The 24,210-nt window shown below is 62.0% G+C and carries 18 protein-coding genes; 14 read left to right on the top strand and 4 right to left on the bottom strand.

Going from position 1 to position 24,210, the window contains the following annotated elements; genetic code table 11:
* Positions 1–37: 37 nt before the first annotated feature.
* The 12 genes from WIT60_RS15380 to WIT60_RS15325 all read left to right on the top strand — a co-directional run bounded on the left by WIT60_RS15380 (position 38) and on the right by WIT60_RS15325 (position 16,526).
* Positions 38–1,645 carry an acyl-CoA ligase (AMP-forming), exosortase A system-associated gene (locus WIT60_RS15380; protein WP_339584755.1) on the top strand — a complete coding sequence of 536 codons (1,608 nt, stop codon included), beginning with the start codon at positions 38–40 and terminating at the stop codon, positions 1,643–1,645.
* Positions 1,632–2,837, top strand: coding sequence for a pyridoxal-dependent decarboxylase, exosortase A system-associated (locus WIT60_RS15375; RefSeq protein ID WP_339584754.1), 1,206 nt, complete (start codon positions 1,632–1,634; stop codon positions 2,835–2,837). Before WIT60_RS15380 ends, WIT60_RS15375 begins: the two co-directional genes overlap by 14 nt.
* Positions 2,838–2,988: 151 nt before the next feature.
* The gene (locus WIT60_RS15370) at positions 2,989–4,800 is read left to right on the top strand and encodes a hypothetical protein (RefSeq protein WP_339584753.1); all 1,812 of its coding nucleotides are present in this window, start codon (positions 2,989–2,991) and stop codon (positions 4,798–4,800) included.
* A 71-nt stretch (positions 4,801–4,871) separates the two neighbouring features.
* Entirely contained in the window at positions 4,872–6,266 is a 1,395-nt protein-coding gene (locus WIT60_RS15365; protein WP_339584752.1) for a TIGR03013 family XrtA/PEP-CTERM system glycosyltransferase, read from the top strand.
* A 5-nt stretch (positions 6,267–6,271) separates the two neighbouring features.
* The gene (prsK, locus tag WIT60_RS15360) at positions 6,272–8,347 is read left to right on the top strand and encodes an XrtA/PEP-CTERM system histidine kinase PrsK (protein WP_339584751.1); all 2,076 of its coding nucleotides are present in this window, start codon (positions 6,272–6,274) and stop codon (positions 8,345–8,347) included.
* Positions 8,344–9,705 (top strand): PEP-CTERM-box response regulator transcription factor, encoded by a 1,362-nt coding sequence (prsR, locus tag WIT60_RS15355; RefSeq protein WP_339584750.1) that lies wholly within the window; start codon positions 8,344–8,346, stop codon positions 9,703–9,705. Before prsK ends, prsR begins: the two co-directional genes overlap by 4 nt.
* A 27-nt stretch (positions 9,706–9,732) precedes the next feature.
* Complete coding sequence (gene prsT, locus WIT60_RS15350) at positions 9,733–12,513, top strand: XrtA/PEP-CTERM system TPR-repeat protein PrsT (protein ID WP_339584749.1); 2,781 nt, start codon at positions 9,733–9,735, stop codon at positions 12,511–12,513.
* Positions 12,514–12,708: 195 nt separating this feature from the next.
* Positions 12,709–13,404: a hypothetical protein gene (locus WIT60_RS15345; protein WP_339584748.1), complete on the top strand. Its 696-nt coding sequence runs from the start codon at positions 12,709–12,711 to the stop codon at positions 13,402–13,404.
* Positions 13,405–13,426: 22 nt separating this feature from the next.
* Positions 13,427–13,702 carry a hypothetical protein gene (locus WIT60_RS15340; RefSeq protein ID WP_339584747.1) on the top strand — a complete coding sequence of 92 codons (276 nt, stop codon included), beginning with the start codon at positions 13,427–13,429 and terminating at the stop codon, positions 13,700–13,702.
* Positions 13,687–14,607: an HprK-related kinase A gene (locus tag WIT60_RS15335; RefSeq protein WP_339584746.1), complete on the top strand. Its 921-nt coding sequence runs from the start codon at positions 13,687–13,689 to the stop codon at positions 14,605–14,607. The genes WIT60_RS15340 and WIT60_RS15335 overlap by 16 nt, the downstream gene beginning before the upstream one ends.
* Before the next feature lie 2 nt (positions 14,608–14,609).
* On the top strand, positions 14,610–15,701 hold the full coding sequence (locus tag WIT60_RS15330) for a nucleotidyltransferase domain-containing protein (protein ID WP_339584745.1): 1,092 nt from the start codon (positions 14,610–14,612) through the stop codon (positions 15,699–15,701).
* 6 nt (positions 15,702–15,707) lie between these two features.
* Complete coding sequence (locus WIT60_RS15325; RefSeq protein ID WP_339584744.1) at positions 15,708–16,526, top strand: S1C family serine protease; 819 nt, start codon at positions 15,708–15,710, stop codon at positions 16,524–16,526.
* 12 nt (positions 16,527–16,538) lie between these two features.
* Here WIT60_RS15325 and WIT60_RS15320 read toward each other — a convergent pair whose 3' ends face one another.
* The 4 genes from WIT60_RS15320 to WIT60_RS15305 are packed head-to-tail and all read right to left on the bottom strand — an operon-like array spanning position 16,539 to position 22,036.
* The gene (locus WIT60_RS15320; protein ID WP_339584743.1) at positions 16,539–17,681 is read right to left on the bottom strand and encodes an ABC transporter permease; all 1,143 of its coding nucleotides are present in this window, start codon (positions 17,679–17,681) and stop codon (positions 16,539–16,541) included.
* The gene (locus tag WIT60_RS15315; RefSeq protein WP_339584742.1) at positions 17,678–18,832 is read right to left on the bottom strand and encodes an ABC transporter permease; all 1,155 of its coding nucleotides are present in this window, start codon (positions 18,830–18,832) and stop codon (positions 17,678–17,680) included. Before WIT60_RS15315 ends, WIT60_RS15320 begins: the two co-directional genes overlap by 4 nt.
* Complete coding sequence (locus WIT60_RS15310; RefSeq protein WP_339584741.1) at positions 18,829–20,925, bottom strand: ATP-binding cassette domain-containing protein; 2,097 nt, start codon at positions 20,923–20,925, stop codon at positions 18,829–18,831. Before WIT60_RS15310 ends, WIT60_RS15315 begins: the two co-directional genes overlap by 4 nt.
* A 4-nt stretch (positions 20,926–20,929) precedes the next feature.
* Positions 20,930–22,036, bottom strand: coding sequence for an HlyD family secretion protein (locus WIT60_RS15305; RefSeq protein ID WP_339584740.1), 1,107 nt, complete (start codon positions 22,034–22,036; stop codon positions 20,930–20,932).
* Positions 22,037–22,206: 170 nt separating this feature from the next.
* On the opposite strand from WIT60_RS15305, the gene WIT60_RS15300 reads away from it, so the two are divergent.
* Together WIT60_RS15300 and WIT60_RS15295 are read left to right on the top strand one after the other, a co-directional pair.
* Entirely contained in the window at positions 22,207–23,331 is a 1,125-nt protein-coding gene (locus tag WIT60_RS15300; protein ID WP_339584739.1) for an SPM autocatalytic domain-containing protein, read from the top strand.
* 83 nt (positions 23,332–23,414) lie between these two features.
* Positions 23,415–24,209 (top strand): SDR family NAD(P)-dependent oxidoreductase, encoded by a 795-nt coding sequence (locus tag WIT60_RS15295; protein WP_339584738.1) that lies wholly within the window; start codon positions 23,415–23,417, stop codon positions 24,207–24,209.
* Position 24,210: the final 1 nt, after the last annotated feature.

Raw genomic sequence — 24,210 nt, 5'->3', positions numbered from 1 at the left:
TGTCTATATTCTAGGGTTTCTGCCGTAACATGAATTCATGACTTTGGTGCCCGATTTCAGGGGGGGGCTTCCTCCGGTTTTGCTGCATGACTTGCCCGCGCGGGCAGCAGCGTGCTGGCCTGCCCAGCCTGCGTTGGTTGCCGGTGAAACGCAGTGGAGTTTTGCCGCATTGCAGGCCCGCACAGAAGCATGGGCACAGCATCTGCTGAGCCTGGGTTTACGTGCAGGCGAACGCGTGGCTGTGGTGGCTGACAAGCAGCCCGACGTGGTGGCCGCCATGTTCGCGGTCAGCAGAGCAGGTGGGGTGCTGGTTCCCATCAACCCACTGCTCAAGCCTGCTCAGATTCAACACATTTTGTGCGACTGTGGTGTGGCGGTGTTCATGGCCCCAGGCACCCGTCAGGCAAACTGGTCGCAATTGCCTGAAGCTTGCCCTGACCTGCGGCATGTGGTGCTGCTGGGGGGCGATGCAGATGTGGCTGAGGGTGCATCCCAGTCGGCAGTCACGTCCGCCATGCCCTCGTACCGTGCGCTGGAAACCGATCTGGCTGCCATTTTCTACACCTCGGGTAGCACCGGTTTGCCAAAGGGGGTGATGCTCTCGCACCGCAACTTGCTGGCCGGGGCGGGCAGTGTGGCCACCTACCTTGAAAACCATGCAGGTGATACTTTGCTGGCCGCGCTGCCTTTGTCGTTTGACGCAGGCTTCAGTCAGCTCACCACGGCTTTGCTGGTGGGTGCCAAGGTGGTGCTGCTCAACTATCTTTTTCCCATGGACGTGGTGCGGGCCATGGTGCGTCACCGTGTCACCGGCTTGACGGCAGTGCCGCCCATGTACGCCCAGTTGACCAGCATCGATTGGCCACCTGAGGCCGCACAGCATCTTCGCTACTGGGCCAACACCGGTGGACGTTTGCCGCGTTCGGTGCTGGCCGCCATGCAGGCACGGGCCCCGGTCGCAAAGCCCTACCTGATGTTCGGCTTGACCGAGGCTTTCCGTGCCACCTACCTGCCGCCGCATGAGGTGAGTCATCGACCCGATTCCATCGGCAAGGCCATTCCCAATGCCGAGGTGCTGGTGTTGCGAGAGGATGGCAGCCCTTGCGAAGATGGTGAGCCTGGCGAACTTGTGCAGTACGGCCCTCTGGTGGCGTTGGGATACTGGGAGCGGCCGGAAGCGACGGCAGAGCGCTTCAGACCATTGCCGAAAGCCGCGACCGCAGGCAGACCGGACGGTGCGGTGCCCGAGCGAGCCTTGTTCTCTGGCGATACCGTGCGTCGGGACGCGGAGGGTTTTCTGTACTTTGTGGGCCGCCGAGACGAGATGATCAAGACGTCGGGCTACCGTGTGAGCCCGACCGAGGTGGAGGAGGTCGCGATGGCACACGATGGCATTCGCGAGGCTGTGGCCGTGCCGGTTCCGCACGAGACACTGGGCAGCGTGATCCGCCTGGTGGCGCATGGTGATGAAGTGCGCATGTCCGAAAGTGATGCGGTGCGCGATGCGTCGCTGCTGAATCATTTCAGGCAAGCCGTGCCCGCTTACATGGTGCCTACCGAGGTCGTGTGGGTCGCTTCGCCCCTGCCGCGTAACCCGAATGGCAAGTTTGACCGTCAGTGCTGGAGAGACGATGCGCGGCTTTGAAGTGCTTCAAAGGCAACTGTGCGTGGGCGGCATCCCCCTGGAGCGTCTGGCCCATCGTGCCGGGCAGACCCCGTTTTATGCCTACGACCGGCACATGATCCTGCGTCGTGTGGCCGAGGTGCGCGCCGTGCTGCCCGTGGGGATGCACCTGCACTATGCCGTCAAGGCCAACCCCATGCCTGCGCTGTTGTCGTGTCTGGCGCCTGTGGTGGACGGGATGGACGTGGCCTCGGGCCGCGAGTTGTTGGCGGCACTCGATGCGGGCTGTTCACCTTCCAGCATCAGCTTTGCGGGGCCAGGCAAGCGCGAGGGGGAGCTCAGGCAGGCGTTGGCCGCTGGGGTGCTGTTGCACATCGAGTCTTTCCGCGAGCTTGATTTGCTGGCCCGGCTGTCTGCCGAGATGGGCTTGCCAGCCCGCGTGGCCGTGCGTGTCAACCCCGATTTCGAGTTGCGTGGCGCAGGCATGCGCATGGGCGGTGGTGCCCAGGTGTTCGGGGTCGATCTGGAGCAGGTGCCCGCCCTGTTGGCGCGCATCGCGCAGACCGGTTTGCAGTTCGAGGGCTTTCATGTGTACGCCGGCTCGCAAGTGCTCAAGGCCGAACTGCTGGCCGAGCTCATTGACCGATCCGTGAGCATGCTGCTGCAACTGCAGGCGCACTTGCCGGGGCCTGTGCTGCAGGTGAACCTGGGTGGCGGATGGGGCATTCCATATTTCCCCAACGAGCAGCCGTTGGATGTGCAGCCGGTGCGCTCAGCCCTGTTGGCTGCGCAGCAGCGCCTGCACGGGCAGTGGCCACAGGCGCGACTGGTGGTGGAGCTAGGACGGTTTCTGGTGGCCGAGGCGGGTGTCTATGTCGTCCGTGTGTTGGAGCGCAAGATCTCGCGGGGCGAGGTGTTCCTGGTCACCGATGGGGGCTTGCATCATCACCTGGCTGCCACGGGCAATTTCGGGCAAGTCTTGCGTCGCAACTATCCGGTGGCGGTGGCTCAGCGTGCGGACGAGCCCTCGCTGGAGCAGGTGAGTGTGGTCGGCCCGCTTTGCACTCCGCTGGATGTGCTGGCACACAAGGTTGCCTTGCCCAGGGCAGAGGCGGGGGATCTTGTGGTGATCTTCCAGTCTGGGGCCTATGGGGCGACTGCCAGCCCGCAGGCCTTCCTGGGGCACCCTCCGTGCGTCGAGATCCTGGTGTAAGCCGGTGTTGAGCGCCCGGACAGCATCGTGGCGCTTGGCGGCACAGGGTCTGCTGGCGCTGAGTTCATGGGGCTTGGCCGCTGGCTTGGTGAGTCAACACCCATTTTTGTGCTCACCCGTCTGGATGGCGGTGGTCATTGGCCTTGCGCTCATGTCAGCCGTGCGGCCCTGGTGGGGGCTGACGGTGCTGCTTGGATTGCTGCCGGTGGCCAGCCTGAGCATCTGGAGTGGCTGGCGTGTGACCGACGAGTTCGATGTGTTGGTCTTGCTGGTTTTGGGTGGTGGCTACCTGCACGAGGTTTGTGGTGCTCGACAGCGGGTGGCGCGCTTGCCCCTCCCCGTGTCGGTGGCGTTGGATGATTTGCCACGCGCGCGGTGGCTGCTGTGGATGGCCTGGGCTGGTGTGTGGGTGACCTGGGCCGTGTCCGCTTATCGTGGTTGGCTGGATGCAGGGGGCGGTACCCCTGACTTGCTTTTTGGTGGCTATGAGGGCGCAGGCAACGTGTGGCGTGTGGCCAAAAGCATGGTGGGACTGTTGCTGCTGGCTCCTTGGTTGCACACGCTGTATCGGCGCGACACGCAGCGGACGGTGGACAGCGTGCAGTCTGGCATCCTCTGGAGCCTCGGGTTGGTGTGCGCATTGGCAGTATGGGAGCGTGCTGTTTACATCGGCCTTTGGGATTTGCGCAGCGACTATCGCACCACTGCTTGGTTCTGGGAGATGCACGTAGGGGGCGGCGCCATCGATGTCTTCCTCGCCTTGACGGCGCCATTCGCATGGTGGTCTTTGTGGCGTGCCCGCACACCAGCGCAATGGGCTGTGGCTGCGATGTTGCTGGTGGTGTTGGTCTATGTGGTCATCACGACCTACTCCCGCGGTCTGGCCGGCGTATTCGTTGGAGGCAGTGTCTTGTTCTGGGTGTTGGCGGGACGACTGTCGTCGGCGCAGGACCGGGCATCCTCGCCTTGGCGGGTGGTCGCGCAGCGCTGGTTGCTCGTCGCACTGGTGGTCGAGGCAATGGTGATGGTGGGAGTCGGGCGATTTGCGTCGGATCGCCTGTCTCAGACCAGTGTGGATGTCGAAAGCCGCTGGGCGCACTGGCAGTCGATGCACAGATTGCTGAGTCGCCCCGTTGACTGGTGGTGGGGCATCGGGCAAGGGCGACTGCCAGCCCGGCACAGCACGCTCGCATCGGGTCCAGCCATGCCTGGTGCCGTTCTCTGGCCAGCCCCGCCCGAGGTGCAGTCTGTGCGCTTGCAAGGGCCTCAATCTGATCCTGAACTGGTGGGGCGTCTCGCGCTGGCGCGCAGGGTACCGCTGCAGCCCGTGCCGAATCTGGTGCATCTGATCGTGAGCGCCCCGTTGCCGGCGTCTGTGCGATTCCAGTTGTGCGAGCGGCACTTGCTCTATGAACTGCGCTGCTTGAGTGCGGAAGGGGTGGTCCAACCGGGGGCTGCTCGCGCCTATGTCTGGCCCTTGAGGGGGGAGGGGCTGACGCGACTGCCTGGCGCTGCAGGCCATCGTGAGGGCATGGCGATGCTCTCTGTCACGCAAACCAACCGTGTCGTGGATGTACTCGGGTGGCAGATTCAGAACGCATCAGATCAGGGATTCTTGCACCATGCGGATTTCTCGCAGGGTTTCAGCGGCTGGTTTTGGGTGAGTACGGGATATTTTCGCCCCTGGCATGCCGACAACCTGTGGATGGAGTTATGGGTGGAGCGTGGACTGCTAGGATCGCTCGCCCACTTGATTTTGCTCTCGCTCATACTCTATTGGGTATATAGACGGTGTTTCACAGGCGAGACATGGTTGCTGCCGATACTGGTGGGGCTGGTGTCATGCGGCATCTTGTCATGTGTCATCAGTGTGACGGAGCTCCCACGGCTGTCATTTTTGAGCGGTGTTCTCTTGCTCATATCGTCGTTTTGGGGGGGTGTGTTACACGACAGAACTGCCTAGAATGGTTCGTAACAATTGGTTTTCAACGCTGTGCGTGGGACACCGTTGTGGAGACAGGGAAGAATTACAAAATGATCAAGGTGTTTGGGCATTACTTTCACAGGCGCACTGTGTTGCAGGTCGTCTGTGAAGCGGTATTGATTGGCTTGGTTTCGGCCATTTCGATGTGGTTGCAACGTGGCCCGCAGGTCAGCACCTCTGATGTGCTGGCGGAGGCATTTTTCATTGGCGGTGTTGTGGCGCTGGTTTTTGCCGGGGTCAACAGCGCTCTCGGGTTGTACGAGTACAGCCGCTCTTTCGCCAAGGGCGTCATGCGCACGCGGGCCGTGCTGGCATGGGGTGTGTCGTGCTGTGTGGCGTTCGTGTTTGTCGTGCTGCTGCAGTTGGACGAAGGCTACAACCTCGTGGCGACCTTTGCGATGTTGGCGCTCACGATGTCACTCGTCATGATCTGGCGTGAGTTGTCTGTCGAGACCTTGCCTCATGCCGTGACCGTGCAGCGCGTGCTGATTTACGGGGCGGGTCAACGTGCTCGTGCGGTTGCTGAGTCGCTCCAGCATTCCGACCCGAACGTTCAGGTGGTGGGCTTCTTTGCCAGCCCGAATGAAAGTGAAATCGCTGTGCCTGAGGTGCAGCGCGTGGTTCCGGGGCGCAGTCTCACTGATGTCGTGCGAGACCATGACGTCGATGAGATCGTGGTCGCCTTGACGGAGCGGCGCGGCGGAAGCATGCCCATGCGGGAGTTGCTGGATTGCAAGCTGCAGGGTGTGAGGGTGATGGACATTGCCCGACATTTCGAGCAGAAGCTCGGGCAGATCCGCCTGGATGCCATGTCCGCGGGTTACCTCATCTTTGGAGAGGGCTTCAACCAGGGGTTCTTTCGTACCCTCATCAAGCGGGCGTTCGACATCATTGGGGCGCTGGTGTTGGTCGTGTTGAGCCTGCCGTTGATGTTGATCACGGCCATCTTGATTCGGATCGACAGCCCAGGTCCGATCCTGTACCGCCAGGAGCGGGTGGGACTACACGGGCGCATTTTCCATGTGGTCAAGTTTCGCAGCATGCGCACCGACGCCGAAAAGGATGGCGTACCACAGTGGGCCACGGCTGGCGATAGCCGAGTAACTCGGGTGGGGCGCGTGATTCGCAAGGTGCGGATCGATGAGTTGCCTCAGTTGTTCAGTGTGCTCAAAGGGGATATGAGCCTGGTGGGGCCACGACCGGAGCGCCAGTATTTCGTTGATCAGTTGACGCGTGACATTCCGTTTTACGCGGTTCGGCACAGCGTGAAGCCGGGGGTGACGGGATGGGCTCAGGTGCGCTACCACTATGCTGGCTCCCTCTCGGATACCACCGAGAAGTTGCAGTACGACCTCTATTACGTCAAGAACCACTCCTTGTTCCTGGACCTGGTGATTCTGTTCGAAACAGTGGGTGTGGTCCTGACGGGTAAAGGCGCGCAGTAAGCCTCATGCGACTGGAAGCCGACCTGTTGATGGTGGTGGGGCAGGCGTTGGCCGGGCTGGCCTATCTGGTTCTCACACTGCGTCTGATCTGGCAGCGGCCGCGTCAAACCGAGGGGCACCACGCGACCCAAGCCATCTTGCCGGCCACAATCATGTCAGTGATGTGGGCCTGGAGCGTCCCTGCGGTTGTCCTGTCGGGTGCCGATGGCGCGTGGCTGTGGGCGCCGAAATGGCTGGATGTGATCCGCTATGGCTTGTGGTTTGCCTTCGTGCTTCATTTGCTCGGCGCGGCACGTGGCGAGGGGGGGCATCGCAGCGTATTGGTTCGGCGCATGACGGTGGTGGCCTGGACACTGACCCTGGTGGCGGCATTCACCCCGAATTACATGCCCATGACCGTGTTGGCCGTGTTTGGGCTCGTGCTGATCGAGCAACTGTTTCGGAACTTGCCTGCAGATGCTCGTTGGAGTGCCAAACCGATCTGTCTGGGCTTGGCGGGCACCTTGCTGTTTGACGTTTACCTGTTTTCTGAGGCGGCTCTTTTCAACGGTGTCGACGATGATGTGGCTGCGGCGCGGGGGTTTGTTCAGGCTCTGATGGTGCCCTTGCTGATCTTGCCCAGCGCGAGACATCGCAACTGGATGTCCAAAATTCGCGTGTCGCGCCAAGTGGTTTTCCATTCGGCCACTTTGATGATGGCAGGGCTGTACCTGTTGTTCATCTCTTCGCTGGGCTACTACGTACGCTACTTTGGCGGCGAGTGGGGGCGTGTGCTGCAGGTGGCACTCGTGTTCCTGGCGGTGGTGGCTTTGGTGGCCTTGGCGCTGTCCGGCACTTTGCGTGCGCGTGTGAGGGTGTGGCTGGGCAAGCACTTCCTGCGCTACCGCTACGACTATCGTGAAGAGTGGCTCAAGTTCACCCGTGCCTTGACGAGTCACACACAACCTCAGGAGCTCAGTCAGCACGTCATCCGCGGGTTGGCCGACATGGTGGAGAGTCCTGCCGGTGCGTTGTGGCTGCTCAACGCAGAGCACAGTCATTACGTCCAGGCTGCACGTTGGAATGTCCCGCAGTCTGGCGCGAGTGAACCTCTGGATTCCGAGTTGGTGCAGTTCATGAGGCGCACGGGCTGGGTCATCGACCTCAAGGAATACCGCGCACATCCTGACCGGTATGAGCGCTTGTACCTGCCTGAATGGTTGGCCTCCCTGCCGCAGGCCTGGTTATTGGTTCCTTTGCCCATCGGGGGGGAGCACCTCGGCTTTGTGCTGCTGGCGGAGCCAAGAACACAGCTGGAGCTGAATTGGGAAGTCACCGATCTGCTCAAAACGGCAGCGGCACAGGCGGCCAGTTTTTTGGCACAAATGCAGGCAACGGAAGCGTTGCTCGAATCGCGCAAGTTTGACGCGTTCAACCGCATGTCGGCTTTCGTGGTGCATGACCTCAAGAACATCGTCACCCAGTTGTCGCTGATGGTGAAGAACGCCAAGAGGTTGCAGCACAACCCTGAGTTCCAGGCTGACATGCTGATGACCGTCGAGAACTCGCTGGAGCGCATGAAGCAGTTGATGATGCAGTTGCGTGAGGGTGCTGCGCCGGCGGGAGGGGCTGTCGGGGTCGATCTGGGGGCGATTGCGCAGGAGTGGGCGCGCTCGGCAGAAAGCCGAGGCCGCACCGTGCGCTTGGACCTGCAGCCAGACGTGTTCACGCGAGGGCATGCCGATCGCCTCAAACGGGTGGTTGGCCACCTGATTCAAAACGCACTCGACGCCACCGAGCACCATGGGCACGATGTCTGGGTCAAGTCCCACCGATTCGGTAGTCACGCCAGCTTGCAGGTAGGTGACAATGGGGTCGGCATGAGCGATGAGTTCCTGCAAAACCGATTGTTCAAACCGTTTCAGACGACCAAGGTGGCGGGCATGGGCATCGGTGCATACGAGAGTCTGCAATACATACAAGAGCTGGGTGGCAAGATGACGGTGGAGAGCAAGGAGGGTGAGGGCACCCTTGTGACCTTGCTGTTGCCGGTGATGGACGTGGCACAACCTGGCAACCTACTCAGTGGAGATGGTGCATGAGCACGGACAAGGCAAACACATTGCTGATCGTGGAAGACGATCTGGCCTTGCAAAAGCAGATCAAGTGGTCGCTGGATCAGTTCGAGTCGGTCACCGCCGATGACCGGCACAGCGCGATGGTGCAATTGCGCCGCTTTGTTCCGCCGGTTGTCACCATGGATCTCGGGCTGCCGCCGGATGCCGATTCTGTGTCCGAAGGGTTCAAGTTGCTCGAGCAGATCCTCATGGTCGAGCCTGACACGAAGGTGATCGTGCTGACAGGTCAGAACGGCCAGGCCAACGCCTTGAAGGCCATTGCCATGGGCGCCTACGACTTTCTGGCCAAGCCCTTTGAGCCTGAAGTGCTGGCGCTGACCGTTGAGCGTGCCTTCCGTCTGGCAGAGTTGCAGGCCGAGAACCGCCGTCTGCAGAGCATGCAAACGCCTGATGCCTTGGCGGGGTTGATCACCAAAGACCCTGGCATGCTACGCGTATGCCGCACCATCGAGAAAGTTGCCAACACCAGTGCCACGGTGATGCTCCTGGGTGAGAGCGGTACTGGCAAGGAGGTGCTGGCACGCGGCCTGCATCAGAGCAGTGCTCGCAAGAGCAATAAGTTCGTGGCCATCAATTGCGCCGCGATTCCGGACAACTTGCTTGAAAGCGAGTTGTTTGGCTATGAAAAGGGCGCATTCACCGGCGCGGTCAAGACCACGGTCGGCAAAATTGAAACTGCCCATGGCGGCACCTTGATGCTCGATGAGATCGGTGATCTGCCGCTGCCGTTGCAATCGAAGTTGCTGCGCTTTTTGCAGGAGCGTGTGGTGGAGCGCATTGGTGGTCGCCAGGAGATCCCGGTGGATGTGCGCATCGTGTGTGCCACACACCAGGATCTCAAGCAACTGATTGCCGAGGGACGCTTCCGCGAAGACCTGTACTACCGCTTGGCCGAAATCGTCGTCGATATTCCTCCGGTGCGCGAGCGTGTCGGTGATGCGGCCTTGCTGGCTCATGCCTTTGTGAAGCGCTTCTCGTCGGAAGGCGGGCGCAGTACCCTGTCCCTTTCTGCCGATGCCGTGCGTGCCATTGAGCAGCACAAGTGGCCTGGCAACATTCGTGAGCTTGAGAACTGCATCAAGCGCGCCTGCATCATGGCTGACGGTCAGCAGATCACAGCGGATGACCTGGGCCTGGCACCGGTCGAACTCGATGAGTCTGACCGTTCCTTGGATTTGCGCACCGTGCGTGACGAGGCCGAGCGCAAGGCGGTGATTGCTGCGCTGGCCCGCGTCGATGGCAATGTTTTGCGTGCAGCCGAGTTGCTGGGGGTGAGTCGCCCAACGCTCTATGACCTGATGCACCGCCTTGGTTTGAAGTAAGTCTCAGTCTTTCCCATGGGTTCCGACATGAAGCACACCTCTTCCGTTTTCCGCGTCTTGCCTGCGGCACTGACACTGTCTTTGGTGCTCGCTGCGTGCAGCGGCAACGACCCTGCCAAGCTGATGCAGTCGGCCAAGGATTACATGGCGCAAAGCGACCATGCGGCAGCCATCATTCAGTTGAAGAATGCCTTGCAGAACCAGCCCGATCTGGCGGAAGCGCGCTTTTTGCTGGCCAAGGCCTTGTTGGCCACTGGTGATGCGGCGGGGGCACAGATCGAGTTGAAGAAGGCAGAGACCGGAGGGTACGCACGAGAACAGATCGTGCCCTTGATGGCGCAGGCGATGCTCAGCCAGGGGCAGGCCAAGGCCGTGACCGAGACTTACGCCGACACCCGGTTGTCCAGTCCGGCTGCTCAGGCCGAGTTGCAGACCTTGGTGGCCGGCGCATGGTTTGCGCAAGGCAAATCTGATCAGGCGCAGGCCAAACTGGCCGAAGCACTGCAAACCCAGCCCAATCATGTGCCGGCGCTCTTGCTGAAAGCGCGAGTGACGGCTTCCAACCGGGACTTCGATGGGGCTCTGACACAGATCGCGCAGATTCTGAAAACGGCGCCGCAGAACGAGGAGGCCTTCAAGCTGCGTGGGGACATTCAACTGTTTGGCCAACAGCGTCCCGATGATGCGTTGGTGTCATATCGGGAGGCGGTCAAGGCAAAGCCTGGTTACAAGGATGCGCAGGCCAGCATCGTGCGGGTGTTGATGGCGCAGAACAAGCTGCCGGAAGCCACCACTGAACTGGAAACCCTGAGCAAGAGTGCGCCGAAGTCGCCCTATACCTTGTACTTGCAGGCGCAACTGGCGCTGAAAAAGCAGGACCTGAAGGCCGCGCGCGAGACTGCCCAGCAGTTGCTGCGCGCCACGCCTGACAGCCCGCAGGCCCTGGAGTTGGCGGGCACGATTGAAGCGCAATCCAATGCCTTGATCCAGGCGGAGTCGATGCTGGCGAAGGCCCTGACCACTTCGCCTGAGCTCAAACTGGCCCGTCGTGTGTTGGTTGCGACTTACTTGCGAATGGGGCAGGTTGACAAGGCGATTGCCACGTTGCCTGCGAATCTGGACGAGGTCGACAATGATGCGGCGTTGCTGGCCGTGGCTGGCCAAGCCTACATGATTCACGGCGATCAGGAGCGTGCTCAGCGTTACTTTGCCAAGGCATCTGCGCTGGATCCGAAGGACCCGGTCAAGCGCACTTCACTGGCCATGAGCAAGATGGTGGCCGGTCAGACCGATGCGGGCTTCAATGAGCTGCAAGACATCGCTGCGTCGGACACAGGCGTGGTCGCCGACATGGCCATGATCAATGTGCTGGCCCGTCAAGGCAAGCTGGATGAGGCCCTGAAGGCCATTGAACAGCTCTCCAAAAAGCGTGCAAATGATCCCATCCCTAGCCATCTGCGCGCGCAGGTGCTGATGAAGAAGGGCGACACGGCAGGGGCCCGCAAGGCGCTTGAGTCGGCTTTGGAAGCTGCTCCGGACTTTTTCCCTGCGGTCAGTGCCTTGTCAGAATTGGATTTGGTGCAGAAGCAGCCCGATGCGGCGCAAAAGCGCTACGAGGACCTGCTCAAGCGCAAGCCCGACAGCGTGCAGGCTTTGCTGGGCTTGGCACGGGTGAAGTCCATCCGCAAGGCCGGCAAGGAAGAGGTGGCCAGTCTGTTGCGCAAGGCGGTGGAAGTGGGGCCCAACGAGGTCTTGCCGCGACAGTTGCTGGTTGCGCACCATCTGCGCAACCAGGAGCCCAAACTCGCGCTGACGGCTGCTCAGAACGCCGTGGCCGCGCTGCCCAAGAGTGCGGAGCTGCTCGACACGCTGGGACAGGCTCAGATGGCGGCCAAGGAGTTCAACCAGGCGGTGAGCACGTACGGCAAGATGGCCGCCCTCCAGCCCCAGTCGACGTTGCCTCATCTGCGCATGGCCGGTGTCTACATGGCCAACAAGGATCCGGCTGGAGCCGCTCAGAGTTTGCGCAAGGCCCTGGAGATTCAGCCCAACCTGATTGTGGCCCAACAGGGGTTGGCCGAGTTGGCCATCCGTGACAAACGGGTGCCAGACGCGCTGAGCATCGTCAAGGACATTCAGAAGCAGCGTCCCCAGGAACCGGTCGGCTTTGCCCTGGAGGGTGAGGTCCATATGGCATCGCGCAACTGGCCCGCAGCGATGGTGTCGTATGAACAGGCCCTTCGATTGGCGCCCAATGCCACGGAGTTGGCGGTGAAGCTGCACACGGCGCATCTGGCGGCGCAGAAAAAGCGCGAAGCCGATGCCTTTGCCGCGTCGTGGTTGCGGGGGCATCCGAAGGATCTGGCCTTCAGCTTGTATTTGGGCGATCGTGCCGTGGCAGCCAACGACTTGAAGGGGGCTGAAGCGCACTACCAGAAGGCCTTGAGCCTGCAGCCCCAAAACCCGGTCACGCTCAACAACATGGCCTGGGTGGCCAGCAAGTTGGGACGCAAGGACGCGATGGGGTTCATTGACCAGGCCAATCAGATTGCGCCTGACAACCCCGCCATTCTGGACACTTGGGCGATGATGCTGGCTGCCGAGAAGAACTTCAGCAAGGCCCTGGAGGTGCAGAAGCGGGCGGTTCAACTGCAACCCGACACGCCTTTGTTCAAGTTCAACTTGGCCCAAATTCAGATCCAGGCAGGCGACAAGGCTGGTGCCAAGGCGAATCTGCAGGCCCTCAAACAGATGGGCAGCAGTTTCAATCGCCAGGCTGAAGTCGATAAAATGCTCCAGACGCTGTGAGGTGTCGGTATTTTTGACAGCATCCACGCTTTCTCAACAAGTGTCGTTGCTCAGGTGCTGAAAAGTGATGCAAATCAATCACTTGGGGAGCAAGGCGGGTAGGGTATAGAAATTGCTTGCTTTGAGGGTGTTTTCAGCATCGGTCACGTAAAAAGGGGCGAAGCGAAAACCCCATCGAAATTCACGAGGTAAGTCATGTCAGAACAGCATCACGAGCACACGCAAACCCCCGACGTTGACGCGCGGCCCGCTGGGTTGAACGCTGGCCGTCGCAAGCTCGTGCGTGCCGGGCTGGCAGCGGCACCCGTTGTCGCGGCGTTCAAGACGGAAATGGTGTTGGCACACTCTGCCAACGGCAACGTGGCTGTGATGGCCTCGTCGTTTGCCTCTGCCACCACGACCGGAGGCAGTGTGTCGCCCAACGCGAAGACCACGGGCCTGTACATTCCGATGGACCAGTGCAAGACGCAGAGCGGTTGTGATGAGCTCTTGTTCGGCACAGATCGTTGCGATGGAACCGGTAAGCGTGGTTGCGGCTTTGCCCCTGAGATTGACGTCAAGCTGGCCAAGAAAACCCTGACGAAGCTGTTCAATATGTCGCCTGACAACGATACGGAACGCTTGGCGCAGTATTTGGCTGCTGGCTATCTTTCAGCACGCAAGTACGGCAGCGACTCCTACATCAGTGAACAGCGCTGCAAGGAGATTTGGCAAAAGCATGGCCGTTGGTCACCCACTGCTGGCGTGCACTGGGATCTGGCTGACACTTGCGACTACTTCCAGCGTGTGTACACAGGCACGGGTTTCAGCGAGTGTCTGGTTGACCCATCGTCCCGCTCGCGTGATCGTGACTGTGGTGATCCGAGGGGTGGTGGTGGTCGTCGTGGCTGATGCTGTGGAAGTGACTTGAGAGGTGAAGTACACGTTCAATGCCGCTCGTTTCGGTTTGCGCGGCTGGGAAGGCCAGGGCGGGGTGCTTTACGATGAGGCCGATTCGACCTTGTATGAGGTGTCAGAGTCGGCTTTTCTTTTGCTGAACAGCCTATGGCTCCAGGCCGATCCGCAGTCTGCCATGGAGTTGGCGCGTGACCTGCTTGGTGAGCCGCCCGAACGCGTGGATGTGGAACTGGTCGAGGCAGTGCTGAACGACTTCCGAAAGATGGGTGCTGTGACGTGTCTCTCGGCTTGAGTCCGCGTTCGGTGGCCTCTGTGCCGCAGCACGAGTTGTTGGAGGCGTTGCGGACCACCGGTCTGTACTTGCGTACCGCTCCTTTCGTCGTTCATGTGCGCAGTGCCATCCCGATCGTGGCGGAGGGGCTGTCTCGTCTCTATGCCCGGCATGTTTGCTGGACCGAGCCGCGCCAATTTGCGGACTTTCATGTGACGGTTCGACGTCAGTGGCGCCCGGGGCGGGCTTTGTGTGTGTTTGAACTCGACGGCCTCCGTCCATTCACCCCCCTGGCGTACGGTGAGGCATACGCCTTTTTCGAGTGGGGTCTGAACTGGTGTATCACCAGTCATTGCCATCACTGGATCACGCTGCATGCAGCTGTACTGGAGCGCGATGGACAGGCGGTGGTCATGCCCGCGCCACCGGGATCGGGCAAGAGCACCTTGTGCGCTGCCTTGATGATGGCTGGTTGGCGCTTGATGTCGGACGAGATGGCTCTGCTGGATCCGAGTTCGGGGCTCCTGACGGCATCTCCGCGTCCGATCAGCTTGAAGAACACGTCCATCAGTGTGATGCGATCGCGTGCGCCGGATGCGGTGTTCGGGCCGATGGCGCACGACACGCTCAAAGGGACGGTCTGCCACATGCAGGTGTCGCCAGAAAGCACGGAGCAGGCGGACGTACCGGCGCGGCCTGCTTGGGTGGTGTTTCCTCGCTATGTGGCCGATGCACCGTTGACCGTGACGCCTCATCCCAAGGCTCAGGCCTTGCTGAACTTGCATCGCAACAGCTTCAATCACCATGTGCACGGTCGCCAGGGGTTTGAAGCACTGGCGGATGTGGTCGCGCAGTGCGATGTCTTCGACCTCCGGTATAGCCAGTTGGATGATGCCGTGGCTTGGTTCGAGCGCCTGGAGGGCTGACCGTGCATGCAAATGTCGGCAACATCCTTGTGCAAGTGATCCGCGAGCCTGAGCGTATGCGCACGCTCGTGCCGAAGGACTGGGATGACCTTGTTCGCCTGGGACGTGCGGCCGATCTGTTGGCGCGCCTGGCCTATCTGGTACAGCGCCACGATCTGTGGGCGTTGATTCCTGCTGAAGTCCAGCGCCATCTGGTTTCGGCGCAGGCCTTGGTGGCGCGCCAACATCGAGAGTTGGGTTATGAGCTGCAAGAGATCGACCTGGCTCTGAAGGGTCTGGGGGTGCCGGTGGTGCTGCTCAAGGGGGCCGCCTACGTGGCGGCAGAGCAGGCCGCAGCGCAGGGGCGCATGGTGTCTGATGTGGATGTGTTGGTGCCGAGTGGGTGTTTGGCCCAGGCGGAGGCGGCGCTGATGTTGGGGGGGTGGACCAGCCGGGCCAAGTCAGACTACGACCAGCGTTATTACCGAACCTGGATGCATGAGTTGCCGCCGATGGTGCACATTCAGCGAGGCACCGTGCTGGACGTGCACCACGCGATCATGCCGCTGTCGGCACGTGTGCATCCGAGCTCGGCCTTGTTGCTGGCGGCGGCGAGGCCTGTGCCGGGTTTTGCGTGCTTGCAGGTGCTGGCACCCATCGATCAGGTCTTGCACAGTGCGACTCATCTCATGCATGAAGGTGAGTTCGAGCAGGGTTTGCGGGGATTGGTTGACCTGGATGCCCTGTTGCAGGAACATGGGACAGATCCTGGGTTTTGGCCTGGCTTGGTGGCGCGCGCGGTGGCTTTGGAGCTGACCCGACCCTTGTTCTACGGTCTGCGCTACGTGCAGGCCATTTTGGGGACCAACGTGCCTGCAGTTGTGCAGGCCGAGTTGGTCGGTGCGCCTGGTGCAAGCCCGTCGCGGTGGGTTTTGCGGATGATGGACGGTTTGTTCTTGCGTGCGTTGAGTCCGGCCCACGAGTTGACGTCCGATCGATGGACGCCGCTGGCGCGAGGGATGTTGTACCTCCGTGGGCATTGGCTGCGTATGCCGCCGGGCCGCTTGACCCTGCACTTGTTGCGTAAATTGTTGCCAGCCCGGCAGGGAGTGTGAATGTCGATGCCGTCGTCTTCGAAGCGGGTTGGGGGCCTTCTGGCGCGCCGCGGCGCGCTGCTGGCAGCAAGTTGCTGCGCCAGTCTCTGCTTGTGGGCGTTGCCCGCACAGGCACAGTGGAGCGCGCTGCCCGATACCATCGCCAAGGTGAAGCCTGCTGTGGTGATTGTGGGCAGCTACAACCCGACCACGGCGCCGCGTTTCAGTTTGCGGGGCACCGGGTTTGTGGTGGGGGCAGGTAACTGGGTGGTGAGCAATGCTCATGTCTTGCAAGCCGCTGGCAGTGCCGATACGGCGGGGCAGTTGGTGGTGCAGGTTCGCACGGGCCCCGATTCGTTTCAGACGCGTGCGGCCAAGGTGCTGGAGAAAGACGTCTTCCATGACCTGACCCTGTTGCAGATTGAGGGGCCACCGGTGCCGGCCTTGCCCGTGGCAGATTCAGATCGTGTGAAGGAAGGGCAGGAGTTGGCCTTCATGGGATTCCCGATCGGTGGGGCCTTGGGTTTCTCGTCTGTGACGCACAGGGCGATGGTGTCGTCCATCACGCAGGCACGGTTGCCATCGGCGCAGAGCGGGCAACTGAACGAGCGGGCCATCCGAGGCTTGCGAGAGGGCAACTTCCTGATTTTTCAGCTGGACGCCACGGCCTACCCTGGTAACAGCGGCGGTCCTTTGTTTGACCCGGCCTCGGGAGAGGTGGTGGGGGTGGTGAACATGGTGTTGCTCAAGGGGGCCCGTGAGTCTGCGCTAAGTCAGCCGTCGGGCATTTCGTATGCGATCCCGGCACGCCATGTCCGCGAGATGATGGCGCGTCAACGACCCTGAATGACCGGGCTGTCAGCGAAACTGTCGCTGGAAGCGGTATACACCCAACGCCCAGAAGACCAGGCCGAGCAGGGCCATTTTCATGGCCTTGGGCCACAGCACAGTCAGGTCGCTGCCTTTGAGCAGCACGCCATAGGCAATGTCGACGAAGTAGGTCATGTGTGAGAACGCCACCATGTTCTGCAGCCATGAGGGCATGCTCTCGCGCAAACTCCAGGTGCCTGAGAGCATGATGATGGGCATCACCAGCAGCACGACAATGAGGCCCACCTGACCCGAGTTGCGGGCGAAGGTGGAGGCGAGCACTCCCAGCCCGGAGCTGGTGATGGCGTAAAGCGCGATCAGGGTGAAAAAGACCCACGGGCTACCGACAAAGGGGACCCCCACGAGTTGGTGCATGACGATGCCGACGGCGACCAGTGAGCCGAGTAGCACCACCGATGTCATGGCAAAGGCCTTGGCCAGCACGATCTGCAGAGGGGACAGGGGAGACACCAACAGTTGCTCCACGGTGCCTCGCTCCTTCTCGCGAACCAGGGCTGCTGCGGGCAAGAGGATGCATGCAACGGTGACCATGGTGAGCAGCTCGGACAGCGTGGCGTACCAGGATTCCGTCAGGCTGGGGTTGAACCGGGTACGTGGCTGGATGTCGATCTGCGGTAGCACGACAGGCCGACCTTGCGCGGCGGCCTGTCCACCGATCAATTCGCCCACCAGGGTGAAGAGGATGCGTTCGGTGTAGCTGGACAGGAGGAAGCCGAGGTTGGCGTCGCTGGCGTCTACCACCAACTGCAGCGACGGACTTTGCGCACGCAGCAGGTCTCTCTCGAAACCGTGCGGCAGGGTGAGCACACCACGCAGCTCTCCGCGCTTCAGGGCGCGTGAGACGTGTTGATCGTCATCGGCCAAGGGAACGATGGTGAACTGCTGCTTGGGCAGACGGTAGATGAGCTCGCGCGACAAGGTGCTGTGGTCGCGATCAATGATGCCGATGGGGGTCTCCTTGAGGTCGAGCGCAGGGGCGCCAGACGCCAGCAGGATATCGAGCGTGAAGATGAAGATGACGAAGCTGAGCAGGGCGCGGTCGCGGTAGAGCTGCTTCCACTCCTTGGTCATCAGGGCGCTCACTTGAGTGAGCCAGCGGCGCAAGCTCATGTGGAGGTCCTCTTGTGGAACAGGGCGTGGGCCAGGGCGAGGGCTGCTGCACCGTATGCGGCCATGGCCATCATTTCAGGCCAGAACACCTCAATGCCGGCGCCGCGCACGTACACCCCGCGAATCACGCGCAGAAAGTCGGCGGCGGGGAACAAGTGGCTGATGAACTGGTTGACCGGGTCAGCGGTCTCCAGCGGTGCGTAGAGGCCGGCGAACTGCATGGAGGCGATCACCGCCGTCATGGTGGTGATGATGATGGCGGCCTGCTGTGTCTTGACGGCCGCCGAGACGAGCAGACCCATGCTGGACGTGGCGATGACGTAGAGCAGCATGGCGAGCGTGAAAGCCAGTGCATGGCCACGGAAGGGCACGTCAAACCAGAAAGCGACCAGCGCCCAGAGCATGAAGCCGTTGACCATGCCGATGCCCACGACCGGGATGAGCTTGCCGAGCAGGAACTCGAAGCGGGTGACAGTGGAACTGGCGATGTTGTAGATGGAGCCGCTTTCCTTCTCGCGCACGACGCTCACGGCGATCAGGAGTGGCGGACACATCATCAGGATCATCATCATGAGCGCGGGCGCAATCATGGCGACGCTGCGCAGCTCGGGGTTGTAGAGGTAGCGGGTTTGCAAAGCCACAGGCTGGGTGACTTGGCGTGTGAGGGCAGAGTGGGCGCCCCATTGCGCCGCGGCATAACGCTGGCGCAGGTCGTGGTTGGCCTGGGCGTTGATGGCCTCGACGTAGCCGCCGATGGTGCGCGCGGGCTCGGTGAACGCGCCGTCGATCTGGACGGAGACCTCGGCGGTCTGGCCGCTTTGCAGTTGGCGCTCGAAGCCTGGGCCGACCCAGATGAGCAAGCGTGCCTGGTAGGCTGAGAGGGCCGCGTCGGCGCGGGTGGGTGCGTGGGTGACTTCCACCTGCTTGAAGTGGCGGGTGGAGAGGAAGCGCTGGGTGTATTCGCGGCTGGCGGCGGTTTGATCTTCGTCGACGATGACGACGCCGACGTTGTCGATGTTGCTGGTCATGCCGTAGGTGAACACCAGCATCAGCAGGATAGGCAGGAAAAAGGCGAGGGTCAGGTAGAGCCGGTCACGCAGCGCTTCGCTGACCTCTTTGGCCACCAGGGTGCGCACACGCAGCAGGTTCATGCGGCCTCCTGGGCATGGGCGCCTGCGTCCTGACCTTCGCGGCTGAGCACGATGTCGATGAAGACGTCTTCCATGGTCAGGGGCCGCGGAATGACGTTGGCGCTGCGCTGCCGTGCTGCACGCAGCACGCTGAAAATGCGGGCACGGTCAGCTTCAGGATCGTGCGACATGAGGTGGATGTTGCGGCCGTGGAGCACTGCGTTTGCGAAGCCGGCTTCCTGGAGCGCCTGCATGGCCAGCAGGGCATTGCGCGGGGTGATTTCGAGCAATTGGCCGCGACGCGCAAGCAGGTCTTGCTTGAGCTGGGCAGGCGGCGCGTCGGCCACGACACGTCCGGCGTACATCATGGCCACGCGGTCACACAGTTCGGCTTCTGCCATGTAGTGGGTGGTCAGCAAGATGGCAACGCCGTCTTCGTGGGCCAGCTTGCGCAAGATGCTCCAGAAGTGTTTGCGACCAATGGGGTCCACGCCGGAGGTGGGCTCATCCAGAAAGAGCACGCGCGGGCGGTGGACCAAGGCGCAGCCCAGAGCCAGACGTTGGCGCAAGCCCATGGGAAGACTGATGGCGGCAACCTGCTCATAACCGTGCAGTTCGCCCAACTCTATGGCCCAGCGGGTACGTTCGCGGGCTGTCTTGCGGGGCAAACCGTAGATGCCGGCAAACAGCATGAGGTTCTCCTCCACCGTGAGGTCGGTGTAGAGCGAGAAGGCCTGCGACATGTAGCCGATGCGCTCTTTGATCGCCTGGCGGGCGTGACGCATGTCGGATCCGGCGACGCGGCCCAGGCCGGCGCTGGGGGGCAGGATGCCGGTCAGCATTTTGATGGCGGTGGTCTTGCCCGCACCATTGGCGCCTAGCAGGCCGAAGATGTCGCCATAGCCGACCTGGAAAGACACGCCATCGACGGCGCGAAACGACCCGAAATCTCGCGTCAGGGCCTGGGCATCGATGGCCCAGCCGCTGTCACGCTGGCCGATCCCTTCGGGGCTGACGTTGGCGCGGGCATCTCTCGCCGGGCCTTCAGGGGGGACGGCCAGAGGCAGCGTGGCGCCTGTGTCGGCAAGGCGGGCTGATGGTGATGGCGGCAGGTACGAACGCGCTGCGATGGCATCGGTCCACAGGTGGGCGATGAACAGGTCTTCCAGTTGCGGCCGGGTGACGATGGGTGCTTCGACCTTGGGTAAGCCGGCGGCCACCAGGGCTGCTTGGACCTGGCTCTGGGCTTGGCCGGGATCCCGCAAGGGCACAAACATCCTCACCTGACCTTGTGTGGCCTCGTGTTGGGGAAAGGCTTGCGTGAGGACGGCCAGCGCCTGACCTTCTGCGGGACACTGCACGATGGTGGCGTCCGCGCGGTCAATGAGCAGGTCGGGCGCGCCCTCGAGGATGATCTGCCCTTCGTGCATCAGGGCCACATGGTCGAAGCGACTGGCTTCGTCCAGGTACGCGGTGGAGATCAGTGCAGTGATCTGCTCAGTGTGGATGAGTTGCGCCAGGATGAGCCAGAAGTCTCGGCGGGAGACTGGATCGACACCGGTGGTGGGCTCATCGAGGATGATGAGACGCGGGGCATGGATGAGGGTGCAAATGAGGCCAAGCTTTTGCTTCATGCCGCCCGACAACTGGCCGGCGGGGCGCGCTCGGAAGGCGCTGAGGCGGGTGACCTCAAGGAGCCGTTCTTTGCGCTCGCGCAGCTGCGCGGGGGGCACCATGCGCAGGCGGGCAAAGAAGTCGATGTTCTCTTCAATGGACAGCGTTGGGTAAAGGTTCAGGCCCAGGCCTTGAGGCATGAATCCGATGGCGCTTTTGACTTGCTCGGCCTGCCGTTCGGTGTCGATGGTGCGGCCGAGCACCTCGACCTGCCCCTCTTCGTGGCTGAGCACCCCGGCCACCACTTTCATGAGGCTGCTCTTGCCTGCGCCGTCGGCGCCGATCAGGCCATAGATCTGGGCGGGCTTGATGTCCAGGGAGACCTGTCGCACAGCTTCGACCAGGTCGTAGCGCTTGACGAGTTTGTGCAGCCGCACGACGGGTCGCGCCCGTCGCCGCTCATCAGGCAGGATGCTGCTGGACGCGAACTGGGAGTCCATGAGCTCAGTGGCGGGGGGCGTGCCAGGCAGCGTCCGGGCTCAGGCGGATCATGCCGTCGGCAGGCTGGCCAGGCAGCAGTTTGAGCTGCGATGCTTTGGTGGGGTAAAGGCGAACTTCAAAGACCAGCTTGGTGCGCTCATCGCGCGTTTGCACTTCCTTGGGCGTGAACTCGGCTCGGTTGGCAATGTAGCCAACCTTGGCCTCGATGGGCTGGTCGGGGTCAGAGTCGGTCCAGATCTGGGCAGCTTGGCCCAGTTGGACGCGGCCTAACATGGGCTCGGGGATGTAGGCCTTGAGATAGACCTTGGACAGATCTGTGATGGCGTACAACGGGACGCCATGGTTCACGGCCTCACCAGGGTTGATGTAGCGCGCCACCACATGACCATTGACGGGGGCGCTGATCGTCAGCTCCTTGGATTCGCTGGCGGCCTCCAGTGCCTTGGCTTGGGCCATCTCGGCCTGGGCGATGGCGGCCTGCAATTCAGCCGAGCGCGATGCGATGCGCTGGGGGGCGAGGCGCGCGTTTTGCAGGTTGACCTGGGCTTTCTGAACCTGCGCGCGGGCACTGCTGTATTGTTCCAGCGCACTCCGGGTGGCCACCTGCGCGCGCTCCAGCGCCTGGGGGCCGACAAAGCCTTGCTCGGCCAGTTGCTTGACGCGGTCGCGCTCCAGGGCACTTTGTTGGGCCACCACGCCGAGCCGGGTGAGCTCGGCCTGAGCAGCAGTGAGGTCGGCCTGTGCTGTTTGGGTGAGCATGGCGGTTTCACTGCGCAGCAAGGTCAGGGAAGATTCGAGGGCGCGAACCTGGGCCATTTGGGCTGCCGCCGCGGCCGCAGCCTGTGCCGTGCGCGCCGCCACACCGTCGTCGTGCAACTTGAGCATGACTTGGCCTGATTTCACCGTGTCGCCCTCACGCACCAGCACCTCGGAGATGCGCGCAGGCACGCGCGCCGACACCACGATCTGGTCGCTCTCCATGCGGCCATTGACCTGCACCAGGCCGCTGTCCGACTCGGACTGGCCGCTCAGGAAAACACCTGCAGCCAGTGCAGCCACGGCCACCAGGCCTGCCCCCACCATCCAGCGACTTGTGCGTGTCCATGCCATCTTGTTTCGCTTCCCTTGTTTGCGCGTCAAGTCTACCGGGAAGCGGCGCGGTTGTGCGATTTGTCACGCTGTCTGCCAGCGAGGGGCAACCCTGTGAATTTGTTTGGCGGTCGCCCTTCAACGTGGACGGTTCGCGGCCGATAACCCTCCAAGGTCATGGAGGTGCGGTGATGAAAGTGGAAGCAAGTTTGATGTCGCTGCGCGCGCAGCACCGGTCTGAGCGTGCCCATGTGGTCAGTGAGCGTTTGCAGTGGCAGGTCGGTGCATCAAGGCCCGACGCGGCCATGCCTGCCGCTGCTTTGCCGCGCCCGGTCCCCATGGCCATCAACCCGACGGGCAAGGCGGAAGAGCCTCTGTCTTCCGCCGAGAACACTGAGGCGTCCGGGGTGGTGTCGGGCAACCTGTCGCCGCGCTTGCTCGCCTTGCGCGACATGTTGGAGCGGCTGACAGGCGAGGTGATTCGTCTTTATGGCGAGGAGGCTCGCGAGGCAGCGTCGCAAGGCGCGCAAGGTGAAGGCGAGTTGCGCGTGCGCGAGGAGGCTGGGCCCCCGTCCGCCTCGGGTTTGGCGGCGGGTGGACCATCCTGGTCATATGAGCGGCACGAGCTGTATCACGAGGCCGAGTCCAGCGACTTTGCGGCGCAGGGGGTGATCCTGACGGCGGACGCACGTCAAGTCAGCTTCGAGCTGAGCTTGAGCATGCAGCGCAGCTTCACCGAGGTGTCCAGCACGGTGTTGCGAGGCGGGGCGGTGCAGCAGCAAGATCCTTTGGTGATCAATTTCGATGGGATGGCCGCGCAGTTGCAGGATCAGCGCTTCAGTTTTGACTTGAATGCCGATGGTCAAGTCGAGCAGGTGGCCCTGCTGTCAGGTGACAGGGGCTATCTGGCATTGGATCGCAATGGCAACGGTCGCGTCGATGATGGCCGCGAGCTGTTCGGCCCCATGACAGGCGAGGGGTTTGCCGAGCTGGCCCAGTGGGACGATGATGGCAACGGCTGGATCGATGAGGCCGATGCCGTTTTCAAACGCTTGCAGGTGTGGATGCCGCAAGCGGGAGGTGTCGCTGCAACCGAAGCCGACGGCGAGAGCGCCGCGACCGTCGCGCCGGCATCGGCCACGATGCGGTCCTTGAGCACCTTGGGGGTTGGTGCGCTGTACTTGGGGGCCGTGAGCACACCCTTCGAACTCAAGGGGGCCGACCAGCAGAGCCTGGGCACGGTGCGCTCCAGCAGCGTTTACCTCAGCGAGGCAGGTGGCGCAGGCACCGTCCAGCAAATTGACCTGACAGTGTGACGCATCTGTCATCATGGCGGGGGTGAATGGCGCCTAAGCTGTTGGCGTCAAGTCAGTTTACTCACGTCAATCAGGATCGACTCATGGACATCAAGAACAGCGTTGCCCTCATCACGGGCGGTGGCAATGGCATTGGCGAGGCTGTGGCCAAGCATTTCGTGCGGCAAGGGGCCAAGGTGGCCATTGTTGACATGGTGCAGGAGGACATCGACCGTGTGGTAGCCGAGATCAAGGCCATGGGTGGCGAGGCCATCGGTGTGCAGGCCGATGTGAGCAGCGAGGCTGACACCGCACGCTTTGTCGAGGCCACCGTGAGCGCGTTTGGTCAGTTGAACATTGCGGTGGCCTGCGCGGGCATCATCCGCGACGGCACCATGCTGGCGCTGGACAAGACCACCGGCAAGGTCTCTCGCAAGATGGGCATGGACAAGTGGAAGCCAGTGATCGACGTGGACCTGACCGGCACCTTCCTGACCCTGCGTGACGCGGCCGAGGCCATGGTCAATGGCGGGTGGAAGGGGCTGTTGGTGCCGATTTCATCGGTCAACAAGATCGGGCAGATCGGACAGCTGAACTATTCGTCGGCCAAGTCGGCGGTGGCGATGATGCCCAAGATCATCGTCGGGGAGTTCCTGCTGCGCGGCATCCGCAACATCCGTTGTGTGGGCATTGCGCCGGGCTACACCGCCACTCCCATGCTCACGGGCATGAACCAGGAGGCGCTCAAGGCCATCTTGAAGGATGTGCACATCGATCGCCTGATCGAGCCGCAGGAGATTGCCGACATGATTGGCTACTGCGTGCAAAACGAAGCGCTCAATGCCACCACCATCGAGATCACGGGGGGGCTGTGCTACCCCGGCGGCATCGCGAAGTGAG

Source organism: Aquabacterium sp. G14 (assembly GCF_037482285.1).
Classification (GTDB): Bacteria; Pseudomonadota; Gammaproteobacteria; order Burkholderiales; family Burkholderiaceae_C; genus Aquabacterium.
Note: the sequence above shows the minus strand (reverse complement) of the source record. Positions and strands in the feature narration are given on the sequence as shown.